This window comes from Caballeronia sp. LZ043 (assembly GCF_031451075.1).
GTDB lineage: Bacteria > Pseudomonadota > Gammaproteobacteria > Burkholderiales > Burkholderiaceae > Caballeronia.
On sequence record NZ_JARUXT010000004.1, the window covers coordinates 962,720 to 984,647 of the forward strand.

General features: G+C 64.2%; 23 protein-coding genes. 11 read left to right on the plus strand and 12 right to left on the minus strand.

Annotation, left to right across the window (positions count from 1 at the left end; genetic code table 11):
* Positions 1 to 66 precede the first annotated feature (66 nt).
* Both QCE64_RS31950 and pqqA read left to right on the plus strand, forming a co-directional pair.
* Positions 67 to 300, plus strand: coding sequence for a DUF2795 domain-containing protein (locus QCE64_RS31950; protein ID WP_309926606.1), 234 nt, complete (start codon positions 67 to 69; stop codon positions 298 to 300).
* 376 nt (positions 301 to 676) lie between these two features.
* Entirely contained in the window at positions 677 to 751 is a 75-nt protein-coding gene (gene pqqA / locus QCE64_RS31955) for a pyrroloquinoline quinone precursor peptide PqqA (protein WP_008353049.1), read from the plus strand.
* Between the two features lie 69 nt (positions 752 to 820).
* Here pqqA and QCE64_RS31960 read toward each other — a convergent pair whose 3' ends face one another.
* From QCE64_RS31960 to QCE64_RS32000, 9 genes are all read right to left on the minus strand, one after another.
* Positions 821 to 1,054 (minus strand): hypothetical protein, encoded by a 234-nt coding sequence (locus tag QCE64_RS31960; RefSeq protein WP_310008171.1) that lies wholly within the window; start codon positions 1,052 to 1,054, stop codon positions 821 to 823.
* An 83-nt stretch (positions 1,055 to 1,137) separates the two neighbouring features.
* Positions 1,138 to 2,556: an aspartate aminotransferase family protein gene (locus QCE64_RS31965; protein ID WP_310008173.1), complete on the minus strand. Its 1,419-nt coding sequence runs from the start codon at positions 2,554 to 2,556 to the stop codon at positions 1,138 to 1,140.
* A gap of 37 nt (positions 2,557 to 2,593) precedes the next feature.
* Positions 2,594 to 4,072 (minus strand): NAD-dependent succinate-semialdehyde dehydrogenase, encoded by a 1,479-nt coding sequence (locus tag QCE64_RS31970; protein WP_310008175.1) that lies wholly within the window; start codon positions 4,070 to 4,072, stop codon positions 2,594 to 2,596.
* A gap of 164 nt (positions 4,073 to 4,236) precedes the next feature.
* Entirely contained in the window at positions 4,237 to 4,716 is a 480-nt protein-coding gene (locus QCE64_RS31975) for an Lrp/AsnC family transcriptional regulator (protein ID WP_310008625.1), read from the minus strand.
* 4 nt (positions 4,717 to 4,720) lie between these two features.
* Positions 4,721 to 5,746 carry a N(2)-acetyl-L-2,4-diaminobutanoate deacetylase DoeB gene (gene doeB / locus QCE64_RS31980; RefSeq protein ID WP_310008177.1) on the minus strand — a complete coding sequence of 342 codons (1,026 nt, stop codon included), beginning with the start codon at positions 5,744 to 5,746 and terminating at the stop codon, positions 4,721 to 4,723.
* A gap of 3 nt (positions 5,747 to 5,749) precedes the next feature.
* Positions 5,750 to 6,967, minus strand: a complete 1,218-nt coding sequence (gene doeA, locus QCE64_RS31985) for an ectoine hydrolase DoeA (RefSeq protein ID WP_310008179.1) — start codon at positions 6,965 to 6,967, stop codon at positions 5,750 to 5,752.
* 11 nt (positions 6,968 to 6,978) lie between these two features.
* Complete coding sequence (locus QCE64_RS31990) at positions 6,979 to 7,974, minus strand: cyclodeaminase (protein ID WP_404987807.1); 996 nt, start codon at positions 7,972 to 7,974, stop codon at positions 6,979 to 6,981.
* Positions 7,975 to 7,986: 12 nt separating this feature from the next.
* Entirely contained in the window at positions 7,987 to 8,952 is a 966-nt protein-coding gene (eutB, locus tag QCE64_RS31995; RefSeq protein ID WP_309926619.1) for a hydroxyectoine utilization dehydratase EutB, read from the minus strand.
* A gap of 80 nt (positions 8,953 to 9,032) precedes the next feature.
* Complete coding sequence (locus QCE64_RS32000) at positions 9,033 to 10,430, minus strand: PLP-dependent aminotransferase family protein (protein WP_309926620.1); 1,398 nt, start codon at positions 10,428 to 10,430, stop codon at positions 9,033 to 9,035.
* 232 nt (positions 10,431 to 10,662) lie between these two features.
* Between QCE64_RS32000 and ehuB the strand changes: the two genes are divergently transcribed.
* The 6 genes from ehuB to QCE64_RS32030 all read left to right on the plus strand — a co-directional run bounded on the left by ehuB (position 10,663) and on the right by QCE64_RS32030 (position 15,847).
* A complete protein-coding gene (gene ehuB / locus QCE64_RS32005; RefSeq protein WP_309926621.1) occupies positions 10,663 to 11,517 on the plus strand; it encodes an ectoine/hydroxyectoine ABC transporter substrate-binding protein EhuB in 855 nt (284 codons plus the stop codon).
* Positions 11,518 to 11,578: 61 nt separating this feature from the next.
* A complete protein-coding gene (ehuC, locus tag QCE64_RS32010; RefSeq protein WP_309934970.1) occupies positions 11,579 to 12,271 on the plus strand; it encodes an ectoine/hydroxyectoine ABC transporter permease subunit EhuC in 693 nt (230 codons plus the stop codon).
* Positions 12,268 to 12,936: an ectoine/hydroxyectoine ABC transporter permease subunit EhuD gene (gene ehuD / locus QCE64_RS32015; RefSeq protein ID WP_310008182.1), complete on the plus strand. Its 669-nt coding sequence runs from the start codon at positions 12,268 to 12,270 to the stop codon at positions 12,934 to 12,936. The genes ehuC and ehuD overlap by 4 nt, the downstream gene beginning before the upstream one ends.
* Positions 12,933 to 13,787, plus strand: a complete 855-nt coding sequence (gene ehuA / locus QCE64_RS32020; RefSeq protein ID WP_404987686.1) for an ectoine/hydroxyectoine ABC transporter ATP-binding protein EhuA — start codon at positions 12,933 to 12,935, stop codon at positions 13,785 to 13,787. The genes ehuD and ehuA overlap by 4 nt, the downstream gene beginning before the upstream one ends.
* 81 nt (positions 13,788 to 13,868) lie before the next feature.
* Positions 13,869 to 15,431 carry an FAD-dependent oxidoreductase gene (locus QCE64_RS32025; RefSeq protein ID WP_310008184.1) on the plus strand — a complete coding sequence of 521 codons (1,563 nt, stop codon included), beginning with the start codon at positions 13,869 to 13,871 and terminating at the stop codon, positions 15,429 to 15,431.
* Between the two features lie 23 nt (positions 15,432 to 15,454).
* Positions 15,455 to 15,847: a DUF3175 domain-containing protein gene (locus QCE64_RS32030; RefSeq protein WP_310008185.1), complete on the plus strand. Its 393-nt coding sequence runs from the start codon at positions 15,455 to 15,457 to the stop codon at positions 15,845 to 15,847.
* Positions 15,848 to 15,889: 42 nt separating this feature from the next.
* Here the strand turns inward: QCE64_RS32030 and QCE64_RS32035 are convergent, their stop codons facing one another.
* Positions 15,890 to 16,057: a hypothetical protein gene (locus QCE64_RS32035; protein WP_309926628.1), complete on the minus strand. Its 168-nt coding sequence runs from the start codon at positions 16,055 to 16,057 to the stop codon at positions 15,890 to 15,892.
* A 161-nt stretch (positions 16,058 to 16,218) separates the two neighbouring features.
* Here QCE64_RS32035 and QCE64_RS32040 point away from each other — a divergent pair, with 161 nt between their 5' ends.
* From QCE64_RS32040 to QCE64_RS32050, 3 genes are all read left to right on the plus strand, one after another.
* A complete protein-coding gene (locus tag QCE64_RS32040) occupies positions 16,219 to 16,386 on the plus strand; it encodes a hypothetical protein (protein ID WP_309820549.1) in 168 nt (55 codons plus the stop codon).
* Between the two features lie 92 nt (positions 16,387 to 16,478).
* On the plus strand, positions 16,479 to 17,756 hold the full coding sequence (locus QCE64_RS32045) for a sorbosone dehydrogenase family protein (RefSeq protein ID WP_309821201.1): 1,278 nt from the start codon (positions 16,479 to 16,481) through the stop codon (positions 17,754 to 17,756).
* A complete protein-coding gene (locus tag QCE64_RS32050; protein WP_310008186.1) occupies positions 17,757 to 18,227 on the plus strand; it encodes a hypothetical protein in 471 nt (156 codons plus the stop codon).
* Between the two features lie 6 nt (positions 18,228 to 18,233).
* On the opposite strand, the gene QCE64_RS32055 is transcribed toward QCE64_RS32050, so the two are convergent.
* Both QCE64_RS32055 and QCE64_RS32060 read right to left on the minus strand, forming a co-directional pair.
* Positions 18,234 to 20,447, minus strand: a complete 2,214-nt coding sequence (locus QCE64_RS32055; RefSeq protein ID WP_310008187.1) for an ATP-binding protein — start codon at positions 20,445 to 20,447, stop codon at positions 18,234 to 18,236.
* 178 nt (positions 20,448 to 20,625) lie between these two features.
* Entirely contained in the window at positions 20,626 to 21,828 is a 1,203-nt protein-coding gene (locus QCE64_RS32060; protein WP_309926634.1) for an ammonium transporter, read from the minus strand.
* Positions 21,829 to 21,928 lie beyond the last annotated feature (100 nt).

Sequence of the window (21,928 nt, forward strand, 5' to 3'; positions counted from 1 at the left end):
CCTGCAAGACGGGAACGACCGTTGCTGCAACAAGGAGGTTTCGGCAGATGAACCTGGAGGTGGACCATGGCACAACATCCGGCGCATGCGCAAAATCATCGGCATCCCGATGAACCGCGCCCCGACGAAATCGCGCGTGCCCTGAAAGGCGCAGCCTATCCGCTGGGCAAGGAGAAGCTACTGGCGCTTGCGACAAGCAATGGCGCCGACGGTGAAGTCATGGCCGTGCTCAACCGGATGAACGACCGCAACTTCGACAGCGAGGACGCAGTGTTGCGCGAAGCTACGCGCGTCGAGTGATCTTCACGGACTGCATAGAGGAAACCGTAATGGCAGAAAATCGTCCGCATGAAGCGCCGCGCACACCAGGCGGCAATAATCTAAGCAATATCGACAAGCAAGATGTAGATAGGGTAATCCCGAAGCCCGGCGAAGCGCTCGAAAAGAATCCTGACAAAACAGACACAATCCCTGACGACGCTGGAAATCCGCCTCGCCCTCTATAAAAAATTTAAATGGATGCCTGCGCAAATTCCAATCGTTTCAGCCTCAAAGTCGCGTTAGCATCAAAAGTGCGTCGACCTGGGGTGCGCGGCATGCACGGCGCCTGGTAAGAGTGGAACCGCGCAATGGCCCCGGCAACCGCCAGGCCAGACCAGTTGCACAAGGAGGCTCTATGAAGTGGGAAACGCCGAGTTTCACCGATATGCGCTTCGGCTTTGAAATTACGATGTACATTGCCACGCGTTAAGTCGGAGCTTGAATGACAAAACGGCCACGCAAGTGGCCGTTTTGCTTTGATGCCGTCAAGACGACGGGCTTATTTACGCGGTATGGATTCAGTATGCCGCTCAGCGGACTCAGGCTTCGCGGCGGGTTCCGGATCCAGCCCGCCATGACCCGCGATCTCCGGTTGATTGCCGGATCCATAAGGCACTTCCGCCGTCTGATGCGGATGTTGATCCAGACGCCTGTTTTCCGGCTCAATTTCCGCCGCATTCGGATGCGGTGCGGAAGTCGGCTGCTGATGCCGCTTCTCTTCGCTCTCGCTCATCTTCATTCTCCTTTCCAAAGTTTGATGGAGGACGAAGCGAGCAACCCGCGTTCCCATACAAACTCATACCACCAAACCAAGCCTCAGATCGCCTGCGTAGACAACGCCGAATCAATCACCTCGTTCGAAACAGCATCCACCGCCTGTTTCACGATGCCGACGATCTCGTCCACCTCGTCGCGCGTCGTCACAAGCGGCGGCGCGAAGCCGAGGATGTCGCCATGCGGCATCGCCCGCGCAATCACGCCACGCTCGAGCGCCGCAGCCGACACCTTCGGCCCTACCTTCAGGCTCGCATCGAAGGGCTTTCGGCCATCCTTGTCGGCCATGAACTCCAGTGCCGCCAGCATGCCCGCGCCGCGCACTTCCCCGACCAGCGGATGCGCATCGAACGCCGCATGCAATTGCTGCTGAAGATATGCGCCGACGTCGGCGGCATTCTGCGTGAGGTTTTCGCGCTGCAGGATGTCCAGATTGGCAATCGCGGCGGCGGCGCAGATCGGATGTCCCGAATAGGTCCAGCCATGACCCATCGGGCCGAATTCGCGCGAGCCCTTCTCGATCACATCCCACACCTTCTCGCCGACGATCACGCCCGACAACGGCGCATACGCGCTCGTCAGCCCCTTCGCGACCGTGATCAGGTCCGGCTTGATGCCGAAGTGCTGCGCGCCCATCTTCGAGCCCAGGCGGCCAAAACCGCACACGACTTCGTCGGAGATCAACAGGATGTCGTGCTTGCGCAGCACGTCCTGAATGGCCTCCCAGTAGCCTTGCGGCGGCGCGATGATGCCGCCCGTGCCCATCACCGGTTCGGCGATGAAGGCGGCGATGGTGTCCGCGCCCTCCTTCGCAATCAGCTTTTCGAGTTCCTCGACACAGTACCCCGTGAACTGCGCTTCGCTCATGCCGGCCGGCGCCTTGCGATACCAGTGCGGACAGACCGTGTGCTTGACCCGCTCGATGGGCAGGTCGAAGTGCTGATGAAAGCTCGCGAGACCCGTCAGGCTCCCGGTCACGATGCCGGAGCCGTGATAACCGCGCTCGCGCGAGATGATCTTCTTCTTGTTCGGACGCCCGAGCACATTGTTGTAATACCAGACGATCTTGATCTGCGTTTCGTTGGCATCCGATCCAGACATGCCGTAATACACCTTCTTCATGCCCTCGGGCGACCAGTCGATGATGCGCGACGACAGTTCGATGATCGCATCGGTCGAATGACCGACATAGGTGTGGTAATACGCGAGCTTCTTCGCCTGCTCATAGATGGCCTCGGCCACCTCGGTGCGACCATAGCCGATGTTCACGCAATAGAGACCTGCGAACGCATCGATATAGCTTTTTCCCTGATGATCCTGGATGCGAATGCCCTTCGCGCCGGTGACGATCTTGCCGGGCAGCGCGCCGCTCGCGTGATCGTGCGCATGCGTGGACGGGTGCATGAAGTGAGCGCGGTCTTCCGCGAACAGCTGGTCGAGCGATTGATTCTGCTGGGTCATGTGCTTCTCCTTGATTCGAAGTTATCCGGGTAATGCTTCAGGCCGCGGTCGTAAGCGGCAGGCCGAGATTGCCGAGGCAAAAGTATTTCGTTTCGACGAAAGGCTCGAAGCCTTCCGCCCCGCCTTCCCGGCCGAGTCCCGATGACTTCATGCCGCCGAAGGGAATCGGCGCGCCGGTGAACTTCACGCCGTTGACCGAGACCATCGCGAAGTCGAGCCGTCGCACGAGCTGGAAGATGGTGTCGATGCGCGTCGCGCAGACGTAGGCGGCGAGGCCGTACTCGGTATCGTTGGCGCGTGAGACGGCTTCATCGAGCGTATCGAACGGGGAAATTGCGGAGATCGGCGCGAAGTTCTCTTCGTCATAGATGCGCATGCCCGGTTGGGCATCCGCGACCACGGTCGGCTCGTAGAACCAGCCACCGAGCGCATGTGGCCGACCGCCCGCCGTCACGCGTGCGCCTCGCGCTTTCGCGTCTTCCACGCGTGCCACCGTGGCGTCGAACGCGGCCTGATGCATCAACGGGCCGACATCCACGTCCGCTTCGAATGCGCTGCCCACTCTGAGCGCCCGCACCGCCGCCGAGTAACGTTCGACGAATGCCTCGTAAAGCGGCCGCGCCACGAGCATGCGGTTCGCCGCGCAGCAATCCTGTCCGGAGGTCTGGAACTTCGCACCCACTGCGACCCGCACCGCCTGATCCAGGTCGGCGTCTTCCGTCACGATGAACGGCGCGTTGCCGCCCAGTTCGAGCGCGAGCTTCTTGATGCCCGATGCAGCCGCCGTCTGCGCCACCAGCGCACCGACGCGCGTCGAGCCGGTGAAGCTGACGGTCCGCACGCGCTTGTCGCCGACGAGCGCTTCCATGGCCATCTGCGGCTCGCCGAGCACGACGTTGAACACGCCCGGCGGAAAGCCCGCTTCTTCCGCGAGTTGCGCCAGTGCGATGGCCGAGAAAGGCGTCTCGTGCGCGGGCTTGACCACGACCGTGCAACCTGCCGCGAGCGCGGCGGCGGCCTTGCGCGTGATCATCGCGGCCGGGAAATTCCACGGCGTGATGAGCGCGGCAACGCCGACCGGCTCCATGACCGTGCCGAGATGCGCGCCGTCGATATGCGTTGGAATCGTGCGGCCTGCAAGCCGCTTCGCTTCGTTGGCGAACCATTCGATGAAACTCGCGGCATAGGCGATCTCGCCCTTCGCTTCCGCGAGCGGCTTGCCCTGTTCCAGCGAAAGAATGCCGGCGAGATCCGGCAGATGACGCACAATGAGTTCATGCCAGCGCAGCAACAGCGCGCTACGCTTCTGTTGCGGCATCCAGCGCCACGACTGGAACGCGCGATCGGCGGCATCGACTGCGCCGGTGATCTGCGCCCGGTCGAGCATCGGCACATGGCCGATGACCTTTTGATCCGCGGGATTGTTCACCGCGATCGACGCGGCGCTGTCACTGTGAACCCAGCGGCCGTCGATATAGCAAAGCGATTTGAAGAGAACGGGATGACCGAGCAGCATGGTTGTCTCCTTGCTCAAAGCGTGCATTGGTTGAAGTGATCCGATGCATTCACTTTAAGCTTCATGCGCGTCGTGAATTTTTCGTTATGGCGCGGCACGCGTGGTGTTTTTTCTGTTCACGGGAACCGCTGCATGAGGTTTTTCGCGTGCCGCGTGTATTCGATTCAAAGCGCATCGTCGGCCCATTCCGGCGGACCTTCCGCGCTGTTCTTGACGACCTTGGTGACGATATACGTGAAGTACCGTTCAATCCCGAGCTCCTCGACCAGCAGCGAATCAATGAAGCGCTGATAGTGATCGATGTCGCGCGACACGACATGCAGCACATAGTCCACACCGCCCCCGGTCGCATAGCACTGCACGATCTCCGGCGCCGCATTGACGCGCTCTTCGAAGCGCCGCATGTCCTGCGCCGTGTGCCGCGACAGCGTCACTTCAACGACAATCCGGCTGCCCTTGAACGCCGCCGCCCAGTCGATGTCCGCGCGATAGCCGCGCACGAGCCCGCTCTCTTCGAGCTTCTTCACGCGTTCCCATGCGGGAGATATCGACAGGTTGACCTCTTCCGCCAGACGCGACTTGGTAATGCGCCCATCCCGCGCAAGAATGCGCAGGATGGCGAGGTCGTAGCGGTCGATCTTGATCAAGTCACACACCCGCAGGAAGGTTGCGCTCGATCACATCCGCGAGCACCGCCACGGTGTCGCCGGTCTGCACGAGGCCCGGGAAATGACGCGCCGCGAGCAGGCCGTCGCGCTTCGCCCGGTATTCGAACGGCGCCGCGCCGGTCCGCGCGATGTCATGCACGCGCGCGAGCACGTCGCCCGCCTTCACCGGTTCGCCGAGATCACGGCACATTTCGAGCAGGCCGCTGTGCTCGCTCGTCGTATAGCAGGAGCCATCGGGCATGTCGAGCAGCGTCGTGGTACGCACCTCGCCCGCCTGTGCCGGCGCTTTCTCCACGATGCCCGCATACGCAAGAAAGCCATGCACGCCACGCTCGGCGATCGCCACGCTCTGCGCCGTGGAGGTCCCGCCGCCGCCCAGTTCGGTGGACACGAACACCTTGCCCGCATCCTCGGCGGCGCTGTCATAGAGACCGATGCTGTCGAGTTCGAGCATGCGCATCGAATACGGCGCGCAAAACGCACGCATCGCGGCTTCGCAACGCGACTGCTGGGTTGCGTCGTTCAGCACGTGAATGGCCGCGAACGGCAGGAAGTCGAGCGTGCGGCCGCCCGCATGAATGTCGAGCACGAAATCGGCGAGCGGCAGCAGATGACGCTGGAAGTAGTCCGCGATCTTCTCCGTCACCGTGCCGTCGGGCTTGCCGGGAAAGCTGCGGTTCAGGTTGCCTGCATCAACCGGCGAGATGCGCGTGCCTGCGCGGAACGCCGGGTAGTTCATGAACGGCACGATGATCACGCGGCCGTTCACGTCCTCTGCGCGCAGCGTCGAAGCCAGTTTCGCCAGCGCGATCGGCCCTTCGTATTCATCGCCGTGATTGCCGCCCGTGAGCAGCGCCGTGGGTCCGTCGCCGCGACGAATCACGGTGATGGGAATCATCACCGCGCCCCATGCGGAATCGTCGCGCGAATACGGCAGCTTGAGGAAGCCGTGCTGAACGCCGTCGGCGTCGAAATCGACGGTCGGGCTGATCGGTGACGCGCGCATTCGCTACTCCTTCACGAACAGTTTGCGAGGCGTATTGCAGAAGGTCTCGACGCCGGTGTCCGTAATCAGGATGCTCTCCGTGATTTCGAGGCCCCAGTCGTCGAGCCACAGCCCCGGCATGAAGTGAAACGTCATGCCGGGTTCGAGGACGGTCTTGTCCCCGGGACGCAGGCTCATGGTGCGCTCGCCCCAGTCGGGCGGATAGCTCGCGCCGATCGGATAGCCGCAGCGGCTGTCCTTCTCGATGCCGAAGCGCTTCAACACCGCGAAGAACGCGTTTGCAATGTCCTCCGTGCGGTTGCCCGGCTTCGCCATCGCAAGGCCCGCTTCGATCCCTTCGACCACCGCCTTCTCGCCTTCGATGAAATGCTGCGGCGGACGGCCCAGATATACCGTGCGCGACAGCGGGCAGTGATAGCGCCTGAAGCAGCCGGCGATCTCGAAGAAGGTGCCGGCGTTCGCGGTGAAGACCGAGTCGTCCCACGTCAGATGCGGCGCCGCTGCGTCCGATCCCGTGGGCAGCAGCGGCACGATAGCCGGATAGTCGCCGCCATACCCTTCGACCCCCGTGATGCCCGCTTCATAGATCTGCGCGACGAGATCGCTCTTCTTCATGCCGGGCTCGACCGCATCGAGAATGCGCGCATGCATCTTCTCGACGATGCGCGCCGCCACCCGCATGTATTCGATCTCGCGCGCCGATTTCACCGCGCGCTGCCAGTTGACGAGCGCGGTGGCATCGACGAAGCGCGCCTTCGGCAAGTGCTGCGTCAGCGACGCATAGGCCTTCGCGCTGAAGTAGTAGTTGTCCATCTCCACGCCGATGCGCTTGCCATCCCAGCCGCGCGCGGCGATGACTTCGGCGCACAGGTAGTCCATCGGATGGCGCACGGTCGACTGCACGTAGTGATCCGGGTAGCCGACGATATTGTCATGCGCCATGAACACCGTGCGTTTCGCGCCGTTCGCATCCTGACCGCGCCCATACCACACGGGTTCGCCGTCCATCGCCAGCAGCACGCACTGATGCACGTAGAACGACCAGCCGTCATAGCCGGTGAGCCAGCCCATGTTGGTCGGATCGGTCACGATCAGCAGATCGATGCCCGCCTGCTCCATGGCGCGCCGCGTCTTCGCGATGCGCGCGTCATACTCGCTGCGCTCGAACGGCAGGCGTACCACGGGCGTCATGCCTTGTTTCTCTTGCGTGATCTCGGACATCGTCCCCTCTGTCAAGCGGTCACATCGTTGTGGAAAATGGTCCCTGCCTGCGATGCACGCGCACGCTGCAGCGCAAGCGTCGCAATCGCCGTGTCCTGCGCGCCCGTGCCGGTCAGGTCGCACACGGTCACTTCGTCGTCGTTCGTGCGGCCGGGCGCCTGTTGCGCGATCACCTGCCCCAGTTCCGCGAAGCTTGCATCGGCGCCGATCACGCCCGCCTGGATCGCGTGTTGCAGTTCGCCCAGCACGCGCACCTGCTGCAAGCGGTCGCACACATAACGCGCGTGCCTGAATACGTCCGGCGCGAGTTCGTTCTTGTGCTCGGCGTCCGAGCCCATCGCGGTGATATGCAGGCCCGGATGAAGATCGCGCGCATGGATCAGTGGCTCGCGCGACGGCGTCGTGGTGACAGCGATATCCGCGTGCTTCAGCGCGTCATGCACGCTGGCCGCGACCTCGCACGGCAGGTCCGCGCAATCGCGTGCGAAACGCCTGGCGCTCTCCGTATCGCGTGCCCACACGGTGACGTGTTCGATCTCACGCACCATCCGCAAGGCCTGTAATTGCAGACGCGCCTGCTCGCCCGCGCCGATGATCGCCACGCGCTTCGCATCGCGGCGCGCAAGCCAGCGCGCGGCCACCGCCCCGGCCGCCGCAGTGCGCACGGCAGTGAGATAACCGTTGTCGAGCAGCACCGCCTCGGTAAGACCCGTCTGCGCCGACAACACCAGCATCAGGCCGTTGAGACTCGCCAGCCCGAGCGACGGATTGTTGAAGAAGCCCGGACTCACCTTGATCGCAAAGCTCGAAAAGCGCGGCAGATAAGCAGTCTTCACATCGACTTCGCCGGCGTGTTCGGGAATGTCGAGGCGCAGGATGGGCGGCATCGCAACGGCTTCCGTCGCAAGCGAACGGAACGCGGCTTCGACCTGCCCGATGGCGTCGAGATCGAGCGGCACGAGCTTTCGCAATTGCGCCTGCCCGAGCAGCACGGTGGATCGATCAATGGCAGACATGATTCAGGCGGCTCCAATCAGACGGCGATGCGTTTCGATATCGATGTTGCTGCCGCTCACGACGATGACAATCGGCCCGCCCCGCACCGGCACGACGCCGTCGAGCAACGCCGCGATGCCGACCGCCGCCGCGCCCTCCACGACGAGCCGTTCTTCGCGATATGCATGGACGATGCCGCGCGCAATCGACATTTCATCGAGCAGCACGACGTCATCGATCAATGCGCGCGTCATCGCGAAGGTATGCCGGTTATCGAGGCCGATGCCGCCGCCGAGCGAATCGGCGAGCGTTTCGAGTTCATCGACGAAGACCGGTTCGCCCGCCGCGAGGCTCGCATGCATGGCCGCGCCGCGTTCCATCGAGACGCCGATCAGCTTCGTTTCAGGTCGAATGTTCTTTGCCGCGAAGGCCACGCCGCTGAACAGCCCGCCGCCTGACAGCGGCACGACGATGCTCGCCGCGTCGGGCAAGGTTTCGAGAATTTCAAGGCCGATGGTGGCTTGCCCGGCAATCACTCGCGGGTCATCGAAAGGCGGCACGAACACATAGCCTTCCTCGCGCACCAGACGTTGCGCTTCGCGTTGCGCATCGTCCTGGCTCTTGCCCGAGATCACGACGCGCGCACCGAGTGCGGCCACCGCTTCGACCTTGTTCTTCGGCACGAGCGATGACATGCAGACGGCGGCTTCCATGCCGAGTTCGCGTGCGGCATGCGCGACGGCACGCCCATGATTGCCCGTCGATGCCGTCACCACGCGCGTGCCGCCTGCTTCGGCCACCTGGGCCAGCGCGTTGGTCGCGCCGCGCAGCTTGAAGCTGCCGGTGGGTTGCAGCGTTTCGAGCTTCAGATGAACCGGCACGCCCGCGATACGCGACAAGCTGATCGAATGAACCAGCGGCGTAGCGATCGCGCGTCCTTCGATGCGCTGACGGGCGCGGTAGATATCGGCGAGCGTGAGTGAGGACATGTGAATCCGGCTTGCATGGCGAGCTTCGATGCAAGCCAGTCTAATGTCCTAAAAAATCCTTTTCGATTGTCCTAGTTCATTTAGTTGAAGTCATGCACGTGCGGGAACTGGCCGAACACCTCGCGCATCGTCTCGATGGCCGTGCGGAACGTGCTCTCGCCGACTTCCGCGCCCACGCACAGACGCACGGCATTGGGCCGCACCGCGCCGCGCACGAGGAACGGATCGGGCGAGGTCACCGCGATATTGCGATTGCGAAGTTCACGCGTGATGCGCTCCGCTTCCCATTCGTCGGGCACGCGCAACCACACGGACAGCGCATTCGGATGACTGCCCAGCACATAGTCGCCGAGCACTTCGCGCACCACGCCCTGCCGCGCCGCCAGACGTTCGCGCTGGATCTGCACGAGCCGCGCCGCGGTGCCGTCCGTGATCCAGCGCGCGGTGACTTCGGCAATCGGCGAAGTCGCCATCCAGCAGCTCACGCGCAACACGCTTTCGGCGCGCAATGCCAGCCGGCGCGGCACCGTCATGAAGCCCGTGCGCAGCCCGCTCAGCACCGACTTCGTCATGCTCGTGCAGTAGAACGCCAGCTCCGGAATCAGGCTCGCGATGGGCGTTTGCGTCTTCGCGGGCAACGCGCCGTAGACATCGTCCTCGATCACATACACGCCATAGCGCTCGGCAATCCGCGCAATGGCGCGGCGGCGCGAGTCCGGCATCATCGCGACGGTGGGGTTGTTGAGCGTCGGCGTGCAGACCAGCGCGCTCACGCGCTCGCTGTCGCACATCTCCTCGAAGTGCTCCGGACGGATGCCGTGTTCATCGAGTTCCAGACCCTTGAGCGTGAATCCCAGCACGTTCGCCGAGCCGATCACGCCGTGATCTGTGAGGCTTTCGCACAGGACCGTGTCGCCGGGTCCGACAATCGACGCCAGCGCCAGAAAGATGCTGTGCGCCACGCCGTTCGTGACCAGCAAGGTGTCCACGTGCGCCGGCATGTTGAGCGAGGCAAGCCATTCCACCCCCGCCTGGCGATGATTCTCGAAGCCCGCGATAGGCCGGAACGCGCGTATCCACGGCTGGTCCTCGATGGTCGAGAGCGTCGCGCAGACCTTGCGCCACATCGCATCGTGCTCGGGCGTATGCACGATGCGCGCAATCGAGAAGTCGACGACCGAGCGTTCGGCGGTGTCGAGCATGTAGTTGGACATGGTCTCGGTCACGCGCGCCGCGACGAAGCTGCCGCGCCCCACTTCGCAGCGGATCAGGCCTTGGCGCTCCAGTTCCTTGTAGGCGTTGGTCACGGTCTGCACGCTGATTGAAAGATCAGCGGCGACCTCGCGCTGCGGCGGCAGACGTTCGCCCGATGCCAGCGCACCGCTTTCGATGTCCGCGGCCATCGCCTTCACCAGCCGCTTGTACTTGGACTGCACGCCCTGCACGGTACGCACGGCGTCGCGCCATCGTTGGTTCACACGCTGTTCCTTTTATCCAGGTTGGCCAAGCATCGTCATGCGCAATAGTGGCGCAAAAGCGCACCCGAAAATAATTGTCCTAGAGCAATCGGAACAAATATATGGCTTTGTATTCTGCGTTCGTGGCTGCGCGGCGAATGCCTTTGAGACCTCTGCAGCAAGGGTTTCCACGAACTTCCACATGAACGCCCTTCTCCGACCACGCTTGAAGAACCACCACTACGGGAACGATATGAAGACGAAGCGACTGTCTGGATTGCTGGCAGCGGCGTGTGTCACAGCGGCATGCCTGGCCTCCTTTGCCACGAGCGCGAGCGCGGAAACCACCTTGCAGCGCATTCAGCGCACCGGCGAGGTGCGCATCGGCTACGCCAACGAAACGCCCTTTGCCTACACGACGGCTGACGGCACCGTGACCGGGGAGTCGCCGGAGATCGCGAAGAAGGTCTTCGCCAAGCTCGGCGTGAACAAGGTCGATGCGGTCCTGACCGAATGGGGCGCCTTGATTCCGGGCCTCAAGGCCGGCCGCTTCGACGTCATCGCGGCAGGCATGTACATCACGCCGGAGCGCTGCAAGCAGGTTGCGTTCGCCGATCCGCAATACCAGATCCCCGACACGCTGCTGACGATGAAGGACAACCCGAAGAAGCTGCACAGCTATGCCGATGTCGCGAAGCAACCCGATACGAAGCTCGCAATCATGGCCGGCACCGCCGAACTCGGCTACGCGCGTCAGGCCGGCATCAAGGACGATCAGATCCTCCAGGTTCCGGACACCACCGCGCAATTGCAGGCGGTGCGGGCACGCCGCGCCGATGCCGCCGTGGGCACGTCGCTGACCATGAAAGGCCTGGCATCGAAAGGCGGGCCGCAAGTCGAAGCGGTGAGCCAGTTCAACGACGATCCGAAGCACACGGGCTATGGCGCGCTCGCGTTCCGTCCGGAAGACACGGACCTGCGCGATGCGGTCAACAAGGAACTGCATCAATGGCTCGGCACGGACGATCATCTGAAGACCGTGGGGCCGTTCGGTTTCGACAAGTCCAACCTGACGACGAAGAAAGCACCGGAGCTGTGCGCGGGCTGAAGCGCTTCGCGTCTCGTTACAACAATTCACAGCGTTTGATCCACTCGCGAGGACCATCGTCATGAGTGACCTCAATGAGCTCCTGCCCCTGTTGTGGAAGGGCACGCTCGTCACGATGCAGATCGCCGTGATCAGCATCCTCCTGGCCATCGTCATGGCGAGCGTCGCTACTGCGTTGCGCGCCGCGCCCTATCGCCTCGTGCGCTGGGCCGGCAATGCCTATGTAGAAGTGTTTCGCGGCACCTCGCTGCTGGTGCAGCTGTTCTGGCTGTTCTTCGTATTGCCGCTGCCGCCCTTCGACCTGAAGCTGTCGCCGTTCACGGTGGCCATCGTCGGGCTGGGGCTGCACTACGGCGCGTATGGCTCGGAGATCCTGCGCGGCGCGCTGCGCTCGGTGCCCGGCGGCCAGTATGAAGCGGCGCTCGCGCTGAACATGCCGGCAACGGCGCGGCTGCGTCGCATCATCCTCCCGCAGGCGATGATCAATGCCCTGCCGCCCGCGACCAACCTGATGATCGAATTGCTCAAGGGCACCTCGCTCGTCTCGCTGATCACGCTCTCGGACCTGACGTTCCGCGCGCGCCAGCTCGACGAAGCAACCTTCAAGACAGCCGAGATCTTCGGCCTCACGCTGCTCATCTACTTCGTGCTCGCACAGATCATCGTCGCCGTGATGCGCGGCTTCGAGCGCCGCGTCAGCAGTCATGTGGCCGTTCGCAAGCCGGCGCGTGCGCTTCCGGGAGCGGCATCATGAATGCGCTCGGACAGCTCTTCGATGTCAAGTACGCGCTGCAGATCCTGCCCGAACTGGCGCGCGCGGCCACCTATACCATCGGCATCACGCTGGTTGGCTTCGCCATCGCCCTCGTGCTGGGTCTCGTGCTCGCGATCCTGCGGCGCAGCGAGATCGCCGCCGTGTCGCGGCCCACGGCGCTGTTCATCGAATTCATCCGCAGCACGCCGCTGCTGATCCAGGTGTACGTGCTGTTCTACGTCGCGCCGCTCTACGGGCTCACGATGTCCGCGCTGATGGCAGGCACCATCGGCATCGCAGTGCATTACGCGTGCTATGTGTCCGAGGTCTATCGCGCGGGTCTCAACGGCGTGGCGCGCGGTCAATGGGAAGCCTCGTGTGCGCTGTCGCTTTCGCCGTGGCGCACCTATACCGGCGTGATCCTGCCGCAGGCGATTCGCCCGGTGATTCCCGCCCTCGGCAACTACCTGGTGGCCATGTTCAAGGACACGCCGGTGCTGTCGGCCATCACGGTGGTCGAACTGATGCAGCAGGCCAAGAACCTCGGCTCCGAAACGTTCCGCTATCTCGAACCGATCACGATGACCGGGATCTTCTTCCTCATCATCAGCGTGACGTTCGCCTCGGGCGTGCGTCATCTGGAACGGCGCGTGAGGCTGCCATGACCGCAACCCACCTTCAGGAGCAGCAGATGAAACGCGATCTCGATCCCGCGCTCGGCGCCGCCGCCGATGCCCGCGCGAACGCCCCGATGGTGCGCTTTCGCAACGTGACCAAACGCTATGGCGCGCTGACCGTGCTGGACGGTCTCGATCTCGATGTCGCGCGCAACGAGAAAGTAGCGATCATCGGGCCGAGCGGCTCGGGCAAGTCCACGCTGCTGCGCGTGCTGATGACGCTCGATCCGCTCACCGACGGCTTCATCGAAGTGGACGGCGAGCCGCTCACGCATGAACGGCGCGGCGGCGCGCTCGTCGCTGCATCGCCGCGCCATGTGCGGCAGGTGCGCAGCAAGATCGGCATGGTGTTCCAGAGCTTCAACCTGTTCCCGCACATGACGGCGCTCGCGAACACCATCGAAGCGCCGATGAGCGTGCTCGGCCTCTCGAAGAAGGAAGCCACCGAACGTGCCCGCGAACTGCTCTCACTGGTCGGACTCGCGGACAAGAACGATCACTATCCGTCGCAGTTGTCGGGCGGTCAGCAACAGCGCGTCGCGATTGCACGCGCGCTCGCCATGCGCCCGCAAGTCATGTTGTTCGATGAAGTGACGTCGGCGCTCGATCCCGAACTGTGCGGCGAAGTGCTCAACGTCATCCGCCGCCTCGGCGAGGAGCACAACCTGACCATGCTGATGGTCACGCACCAGATGGGCTTCGCCAAGGAATTCGCCGATCGCGTGTGCTTTTTCTCGCAAGGCAAGATCATCGAACAGGCGCCGCCGCAGCAGTTCTTCTCAGCGCCCCAGCATGAGCGCACACGGCAGTTCCTGCGTGCGGTGACCGAAGCGCTTTGACAAGGCCGCGCGGTCCGCGAATTGCTTCGCGCTCTCCAGACGCAAAACGTGCTTCGATGTTTGAAGCTACTGGAGAGTGCGATGTCCCCCATTCAGCATAAGGTTGCGCGTGCCGCAGAGGTCTCCGCCGAACGCGGCAAGCGCGTGTGCATCAAGGGCAATGAGCCGGACGCGAAGGAAACGCCCATTCTGCTCGTGCGCGACGGCGACGACATTCGCGCCTATACGGCCGAATGTCCGCACGCGGGCGGGCCGCTCGATGAAGGCGCGATCTGCAACGGGCGCATCGTCTGTCCATGGCACAAGGGCACCTTCGAGGTACGCGACGGCAGTCTCGTCGAACCGCCTGCGCTCAAGGCGCTGACTCGCTACGAGACCACCGTCAACGACGGCGACGTTTATATTGCACTGCCCGCCGTCGATAGCGAAGAGTTCGCATCGAAAGCGCAGACGAATGCGAGGACGATGCTGGTCGTCGGCGCGGGCGCGGCGGGCGCCGCGGCATGCGCCGCGCTTCGCGAAGCCGGTTTCGACGGCCGCGTGGTTCTGGCAGGCGGCGACGCGCGCGAGCCCTACGATCGCACGTCGCTGAGCAAGTTCACGCTCGCCGGCGACATGCCGCCGGACGACGTGCCGCCCCTGCTCGACGCGGATTTCTTCGAGAAGCATGACATCGACCGCATCGAGTCGGACGTCATGCATCTGGACGCCCGCGCGCGGCACGCGGATTTCGTCGACGGCAAGAAGCTCGACTACGACACCGCGCTCATCTGCACAGGCGGCACGCCCAAGCCGCTGACCATGCCCGGCGCGAATCTCGGACATGTGCACTTGCTGCGCACACGTGACGATGCACGCGCCATCCTGACCTCGCTCGAAGGACACAAGCGTGCAGTGATCGTGGGAGCGAGCTTCATCGGACTGGAAGCGGCTTCATGCCTGAGGAAGCGCGGCGTGGACGTCACCGTGGTCGCGCCCGGCAAGGTGCCCTTCGCGAAGCAGTTCGGCGAGCGCATCGGCGACATGTTCCGGAAACTGCATGAGAAGAACGGCGTGGCGTTTCACATGAACGCGCGCGTGAGTTCGCTCGTGGGCGGCAATGCGGTGCGCGAAGTGATGCTCGACTCCGGCGAGAAAATTGCCGCCGACATCGTCATCGCGGGAACCGGCGTCGCGCCCGCGACCCAGTTCCTGACAGGCGTCGCGCGCAACGAGGACGGCAGCCTTACCGTCAATACCACGATGCTCGCCGCGCCCCACCTCTATGCCGCAGGCGATATCGCGCAGTTTCCGCTGCCGCGCTCGGGGCAGTCCGTGCGTATCGAGCACTGGCGTGTCGCGCAGCAGCATGCGCGCGTGGCCGCGTACAACATGGCGGGGCAACCGCGCGACTATGCGGGCGTGCCGTATTTCTGGACCTTCCACTACGACAAGACCTTCGACTATCTCGGACACGTGTCGGAACCGGACAGCGTCGAGATCGACGGCGACCTCGACGCCCAGCACTTCATCGCCTTCCTGATGAAGGATTCGCAAGTGGGCGCGGTGGTGGCCTGCGAGTACGATGCCGCCGTTTGCCGGCTCGCCGAAGCGATGCGCGAACCGCTCACGCTGGAACAGGCGCGGCGCATCGCGCAGGGCTGACTTGAGGAATCGAGGAACGAGACATGGCCACTATAGCCGGGAAATCCACCAAGTCGCCCAAGCGCAAATCCAGCAGCAGCAAGCGTCCGAGCACGCGCCAGCGTCATTCCCTTGCCACCGCCCGCAAGAAGCCCGCGCGCTCGACACACCGCTGGTCGCATCACGTCATGGAGACAAGCGACGCGATGGATATCCAGCGCGACATCTTCAAGACCGGCAATGCACAGGAAATCGCCGATTCGCTGAAGCGCTCCTCCACGCACAGCACACGCCGCAAGGGGTCGCCGTTCCAGTCGGCCATGTCGATGCTTAACTTTTATATCAACCGCGCGGGACGCAATCTGCCGAAGTCGCGCAAGAGCACGCTGGAGCGTGCGAAAAAGCGGCTGCGCGAGGCGTTCGGGCGAAAGCCTTGAGGCGCGATTCCGCGTGACACGAAACCGCGCGCCTTGAATGGCTCAAGGTTGACGCTGCCCGCCCTGATGCTGAGGCAATGGCTGGTTCTGCTGACGCTGGCCACTCTGATTGTCCTGCTGCGGTTGTGCGGGCGGCGGCTCAGGCTGGCCGTGCTGTTGCTGTGACGGGTCCGACGGCTGATTGCCCATTTGCTTCTGCTTGTCGCTCATGTTTCCTCCTGCGCTTTGAACTGAAACACCGGTGCGACTCGAAGGTCGCCCACGGGTTGCAGCATCGCGCATACCTGACACGACGAGGAACGTCGCTTGCTCGCGGTGCACATGCATGCGCGGGCGATCCAGCCTGCACGCGTTCAGCCAAGGAGACAGCGATGGCCCAGCAACCTCCTCTCAATCCCGGCGATGAAGCCGAAGCCGGCGCGCCCGGCTCAGGCGAGGATCTGTGTCCGGACTGCAACGGCACCGGCAAGCTCGACGGTTCGGAGTGCGCTACCTGCGGCGGCACCGGCAAGGTGACACAGGGCATCGGCGGCGGCTGAGCGGATCGGCGGAACCTCCGCTCGTCACACCACAGGAGTCAAGCTTGAAAAAAACATCGAATCAACTCGTGCGCGTTGCAGCCAGCCTGTCGATGCTCGCTTGCGGCAGCGCATTCGCGGCAGGCTACGCCGCCGGCTTCGGTCCCGATCCCGAATTGCCCGCGCCGCACAAGGGCTTGATGCCGACCGTGAACATCGCTCCGGCGAAGCCGTGGCAAGCCGGCGAGCAGCCGGACGCCGCACAGGGTTTCCAGGTGACGCCGTTCGCCACCAAGCTCGATCACCCGCGCTGGATCGCCACGCTGCCCAATGGCGACGTGCTCGTCGCGGAAAGCAATGCGCCCGCGCAACACGACGAAAACGCCGGCATCAAGGGCTTCGTGATGAAGAAGGTGCAGAAGCGCGCGGGCGCGGGCGTCGCGAGCCCGGACCGCATCGTGTTGCTGCGCGATACCAACGGCGACGGCATCGCCGACACGCGCACCGTGTTCATCGACAAGCTGCATTCGCCGTTCGGCATGGCGCTCATCGGCGACGAACTGTACGTCGCGGACACCGACGCGATCATGCGCTTCAAGTACGAGCCCGGCATGACGCAGATCACCACGCCGGGCGAGAAGTTCATGGATCTGCCCGCCGGCGAGATCAATCATCACTGGACCAAGAACATCATTGCAAGCCGCGACGGCAAGAAGCTCTATGTGACCGTCGGCTCGAACAGCAACGCGGCGGAAAACGGCATCGATGCCGAGAACGGCCGGGCGCAGATCATGGAAGTGGACATCGCGACGAAGCAGGCGCGGCCGTTCGCCACCGGTTTGCGCAACCCTAACGGCATGTCATGGCAGCCGCAAAGCGGCGCGCTGTGGACGGTCGTAAACGAGCGCGACGAACTGGGCAACGAACTCGTGCCCGACTATCTCACCTCGGTGAAGGACGGCGCGTTCTATGGCTGGCCCTACAGCTATTACGGCCAGCATGTCGACGACCGCGTGAAGCCGCAGCGCGCGGACCTCGTGCAGTCCGCGATCCTCCCCGACTACGCGCTCGGCGCGCACACCGCGTCGCTCGGCCTGACGTTCTACGACGGCAGCGCCTTCCCCGAGCGCTATCGCAATGGCGCGTTCATCGGCCAGCATGGCTCGTGGAACCGCAAGCCCCGCAGCGGCTACAAGGTCGTCTTCGTGCCCTTCCAGGACGGCAAGCCCTCGGGACCGCCGGAAGACATCCTCACCGGCTTTCTTTCGTCGGATGGCCATGCGCGCGGAAGGCCCGTCGGCGTGGCGGTGGATCATGCGGGCGGCCTCCTCGTCGCCGACGATGTCGGCAACGCCGTGTGGCGCGTCGCGCCCGCCGGGAAGCCGCAGTAAGTGGCCGCGCGCAAGCCAAAGACCAAACCCGCGCGCGGGCCGGGCAGCCTGTTCGCGCTTGCGGAGCGGCAGATCGTCGGGCTCTACGATGCCGGCGTGATGTCGCCCGCCGTGCTGCATCATCTCGTCGCGGCTTACGCGGAGAGTGGTATCGACTGGAACGAGGACGGCACGCTGCGCACCGTGGACGGCCATGGCGTGCACGAAGCAGTGGTCATCGTGATGATGCCGGGACGCGCGCTGAAGACGGCGCGCAAGGACTTCATCTCGGTGGTCGAGCATCGCGCGGGCGCGTCGTCACCTACGGACCCAGCCGAAGACGCGCCCGACGACGAAGACCTGTTGAGCCAATTGGGCGGCGACGGCACGCGTTCGTCAACCCGTGCAGCGAAGAAAACCGAGCCTTCTCCGAAGCGAGCCGGCTTCAATCCGCTAGTCGGCGCGCGCTCGGTGCCGAGTCATAACAAGTAAGCCCATTCAATGCGCCACGCCCGGCGCAATCAGTTCGAGCAGATCGTCCATGTCGAACGGCTTCGCGAGAATCGGCACGCCAAGATGCTTCGCGCGTTCAAGTTCGTCGGCGTAGCCGGTCATCAGGATCAGCTTCTGCGCCGGCAGCCGCTTCGTGATCTGCTCGGCCAGGTCGATGCCGTTCATGCGGCCCGGCATCTGCACGTCCGTCAGCACGAGATCGAAAGCGTAGCCTTCGCCCAGCAGCGCGAAGGCGCCATCGGCGCTGTCCTCGTGATGCACCGCGCAGCCGAACACTTCGAGTACGGCCAACACGCCCGCCGCCACATCCTGGTTGTCCTCGACCAGCAGCACCGACGTGCCGCGCAGCGGATGCGCTTCGTCGTTGGCGTCAGTGGTCGAACGGGCCGCGGACAGCAGCGGTTCGATCTCGGTTTCCGGCGGCATGTAGGCCTTCGACGTCACCGGCGCCGGCCCATGATGCCGCGGCAGATACAGCCGGACCGTCGTCCCCGATCCCGCCACGCTGGTGATGCGCGCGGTGCCCCCGGCCTGCTCGCAGGCCGCCAGCACCTGCACCAGGCCGAGGCCCGTGCCCATGCCACGGACTTTCGTCGTGAAGAGGGGCTCGAAGGCGCGCCGCAGCGTCTGCTCGTTCATGCCTTCGCCGTTGTCCGTGATCGAGATGAGCAGATACTCGCCATCGGGGATATCGGTTTCGGCGCCCCGCACGCGCGCGTTCTGGCAGCGGATCAGCACGCGCCCGCCGTGCGGCATCGCCTCGCTGGCGTTGACCGCGACGTTCACGAGCGCCAGTTCCAGTTCCACCGGATCGGCCGTTACGCACCACAAGTCGGGCGACAGTTCCAGCGTCACCGACACCGACGGATGCACGGAGGTCTTCACAAGCCCGAGCAGATTGCGCAACCACGCCGCCGGCTCGATCAGTTCCTGCTTGAGCGGCTGCTTGCGCGCAACGCTCATCAGGCGCCGCGCCAGCGATTCGGCCCCGGAAGTCGCGCGCTCCACCGCCAGCACTTCCGGCTCGACGCCGTTGAAGTGCTTGCGCCGCGCCAGCTCCATGTTCGACGCCACCACCATCAGCAGGTTATTGAAGTCGTGCGCGACATTGGCGACGAGGTTGCCGAGCGCCCCCATGCGCCGCAGCTGTCGGCTCGACGCCTCGATGGACAGCCGCGTCGCCACCTCCGCGCGCCAGCGTTCCCACGCGGCCTGTTCGGCGTTCAGCCGGCGAATGGAGAACAGGATCAGCAGCCAGACGGCGATGCACGGCCCCAGCGCGGCCGCCGCCGCGAGCGCGAGGCCGTGAAGCCAGTTCCCGTAGATCGCGGAGACCGCGTAGCCCACCGCGACATAGAGCGGATAATCGCCCACGCGCCGGAAGGCCAACAGCCGTTCGACGTGATCGACGCTCGACTCCACGCGCATGCGGCCATACAGCTCGTTGTTGCGGAAGGCGTTCGTAAAGGGCGTGTTGGCGGCGGGCTCGGCGTCGTCGGGCTTGGCGGGATAGCGCGCGAGAATGCCGCCGTCGCGCCGGTACAGGCCCACCACAACTGCCTGATCGCCGCCGACCAGCTCGTGATAGAAGTCGACGAAGTAGCCCCGCTTCACCGCGATCGACACCACGCCAAGGAAGCGCCCATTGCTGGCAATGCGGCCCATCGTGGTGGTGAAGACATCCGAACGCGCCACCTTGCCGCGCAGGGGCAAGGAGAAGTACGTGACCGGCGCGACGGAACGCGCGGACTGGAAGTCGTCGCGCTCGGCGATCGAGACGGGCGGCGCCGGGAAATAGCGGCTGTTCGCGAGCAGATTGCCATGCTCGCCGAACACGGAGATGGCCGCGATCTGCGCGAGCGTGCTGTCCATCTCGTCGAGCGTGTGATGAAGCGAGGCCTCGCGGCCGCGAATGGCGTCGTCGTTGCTGTCGCCGAGCAGATCGACGATACGGGTTTCGAGTTGCTGGTTCAGGTCGATGACCTTCAGCGCATGCTCGTCCGCCACGCGCGTCAGGCGCTCGGTGAAGTCTTCCGCGTCGGAAAAGCGGCGCTGCAGGTCGTAGTAGCCATACAGGGCCAGGCATGCCAGCGGAATGACGATCGACGCAGCCAGCACGCGCAGCAGCATCTTTCGCGTCGAAGCGAAATTGCGTGCGGGCAGCGGCAGATCGTATGTCGCGGTCTCGGTGGAGTCCAAGCGTTGCGCCTCCGGGGATGTCGACCGGTATATCGTAACCGGCGCGCGCTCGGGACGGCACAAGATCCTGAAAGACGCCGGGCGGGGCATTCTCTGTCAATGCCCGAGACCCGTCAATCGGCGCGCCTGTGTTGAGTCGCGTCACAGGCGCAAAGACCGCAACGGCTGGAACGGCCAGTCAGCCCGCCAGATCCCGCTCCGGCGTCGCCGAGATGCGATGGATGGCCAGATCGGCGCCATTGAACTCTTCCTCGCGATCCAGCCGCAGGCCCACGGTCAGCTTGATCGCCCCATAGACGGCCGTGCCGCCGGCCAGCGCGAGCGCCACCGCGCCCACCGTGCCGATCACCTGCGAGAAGATCGACACGCCGCCAATGCCGCCGAACACCTTCTGCCCGAAAATGCCCGCCGCGATGCCGCCCCACGCGCCGCACATGCCATGCAGCGGCCACACGCCGAGCACGTCGTCGATGCGCCAGCGGTTCTGCACGCAGGTGAACATCTGCACGAACAGCACGCCCGCGACCGCGCCCACGATCAGCGCGCCGAGGGGATGCATCAGGTCCGAGCCCGCGCACACCGCGACCAGGCCCGCGAGCGGTCCGTTATAGGTGAAGCCCGGATCGTTGCGGCCTGCGAACCAGGCGGCGAGCGTGCCGCCGACCATCGCCATCAGCGAGTTGACCGCGACGAGGCCGCTGATCTTGTCGACCGTCTGCGCGCTCATCACGTTGAAGCCGAACCAGCCGACCGCCAGCACCCATGCGCCCAGTGCCAGGAAGGGAATCGACGAGGGCGGATGCGCGGCGATGCGCCCGTCCTTGTGATAACGCCCATGACGCGGCCCGAGCAGCACGACCGCAGGCAGGGCCACCCAGCCGCCGAACGCATGCACGACCACGGAACCCGCGAAGTCGTGAAACGGTGCGCCGAAGGCCTGCGTGAGCCAGGCCTGGATGCCAAAGCGCTCGTTCCACGCCATGCCCTCGAGCAGCGGATACAGGAAGCCGACGATCACGCAGGTCGCGAAAAGCTGCGGATTGAACTTGGAGCGCTCGGCGATGCCGCCGGAGACGATCGCCGGAATCGCCGCTGCGAAGGTCAGCAGGAAGAAGAAGCGCACGAGCGCATAGCCGTTGTGCTCGGCGAGGATATCGGCGCCATGCATGAACTGCACGCCGTACGCGATGTTGTAGCCGATGAAGAAGTAAGCGAGCGTCGAGACGGCGAAGTCCACCAGGATCTTGACCAGCGCGTTGACCTGATTCTCGCGGCGGACCGTGCCGAGTTCGAGGAACGCGAAGCCCGCATGCATCGCAAGCACCATGGCGGCGCCAAGCAGCAGAAAAAGTGTGTTGGTTCCGGACTGAAGTGCCTGCATGGTGGAGCGGTCGATTGACGAAAGGCGCTCAATTTGCAAGTTCCGGGCCAAGTTGGCGCATGAGGCATCGAAGCGGTGCGTACGTTTGGCCCACGGGCGA

Coding starts and splice junctions, on each gene's coding strand:
- ehuD (WP_310008182.1), top strand. CDS start 12,268: ATGAATGCGCTCGGACAGCTCTTCGATGTCAAGTACGCGCTGCAGATC.
- eutB (WP_309926619.1), bottom strand. CDS start 8,952: ATGTCCTCACTCACGCTCGCCGATATCTACCGCGCCCGTCAGCGCATC.
- QCE64_RS32025 (WP_310008184.1), top strand. CDS start 13,869: ATGTCCCCCATTCAGCATAAGGTTGCGCGTGCCGCAGAGGTCTCCGCC.
- QCE64_RS32060 (WP_309926634.1), bottom strand. CDS start 21,828: ATGCAGGCACTTCAGTCCGGAACCAACACACTTTTTCTGCTGCTTGGC.
- ehuC (WP_309934970.1), top strand. CDS start 11,579: ATGAGTGACCTCAATGAGCTCCTGCCCCTGTTGTGGAAGGGCACGCTC.
- doeA (WP_310008179.1), bottom strand. CDS start 6,967: ATGTCCGAGATCACGCAAGAGAAACAAGGCATGACGCCCGTGGTACGC.
- QCE64_RS31965 (WP_310008173.1), bottom strand. CDS start 2,556: ATGACCCAGCAGAATCAATCGCTCGACCAGCTGTTCGCGGAAGACCGC.
- ehuB (WP_309926621.1), top strand. CDS start 10,663: ATGAAGACGAAGCGACTGTCTGGATTGCTGGCAGCGGCGTGTGTCACA.
- QCE64_RS31970 (WP_310008175.1), bottom strand. CDS start 4,072: ATGCTGCTCGGTCATCCCGTTCTCTTCAAATCGCTTTGCTATATCGAC.
- QCE64_RS32040 (WP_309820549.1), top strand. CDS start 16,219: ATGGCCCAGCAACCTCCTCTCAATCCCGGCGATGAAGCCGAAGCCGGC.
- QCE64_RS32030 (WP_310008185.1), top strand. CDS start 15,455: ATGGCCACTATAGCCGGGAAATCCACCAAGTCGCCCAAGCGCAAATCC.
- QCE64_RS31960 (WP_310008171.1), bottom strand. CDS start 1,054: ATGAGCGAGAGCGAAGAGAAGCGGCATCAGCAGCCGACTTCCGCACCG.
- ehuA (WP_404987686.1), top strand. CDS start 12,933: ATGACCGCAACCCACCTTCAGGAGCAGCAGATGAAACGCGATCTCGAT.
- QCE64_RS32045 (WP_309821201.1), top strand. CDS start 16,479: ATGCTCGCTTGCGGCAGCGCATTCGCGGCAGGCTACGCCGCCGGCTTC.
- QCE64_RS32035 (WP_309926628.1), bottom strand. CDS start 16,057: ATGAGCGACAAGCAGAAGCAAATGGGCAATCAGCCGTCGGACCCGTCA.
- QCE64_RS31950 (WP_309926606.1), top strand. CDS start 67: ATGGCACAACATCCGGCGCATGCGCAAAATCATCGGCATCCCGATGAA.
- doeB (WP_310008177.1), bottom strand. CDS start 5,746: ATGCGCGCGTCACCGATCAGCCCGACCGTCGATTTCGACGCCGACGGC.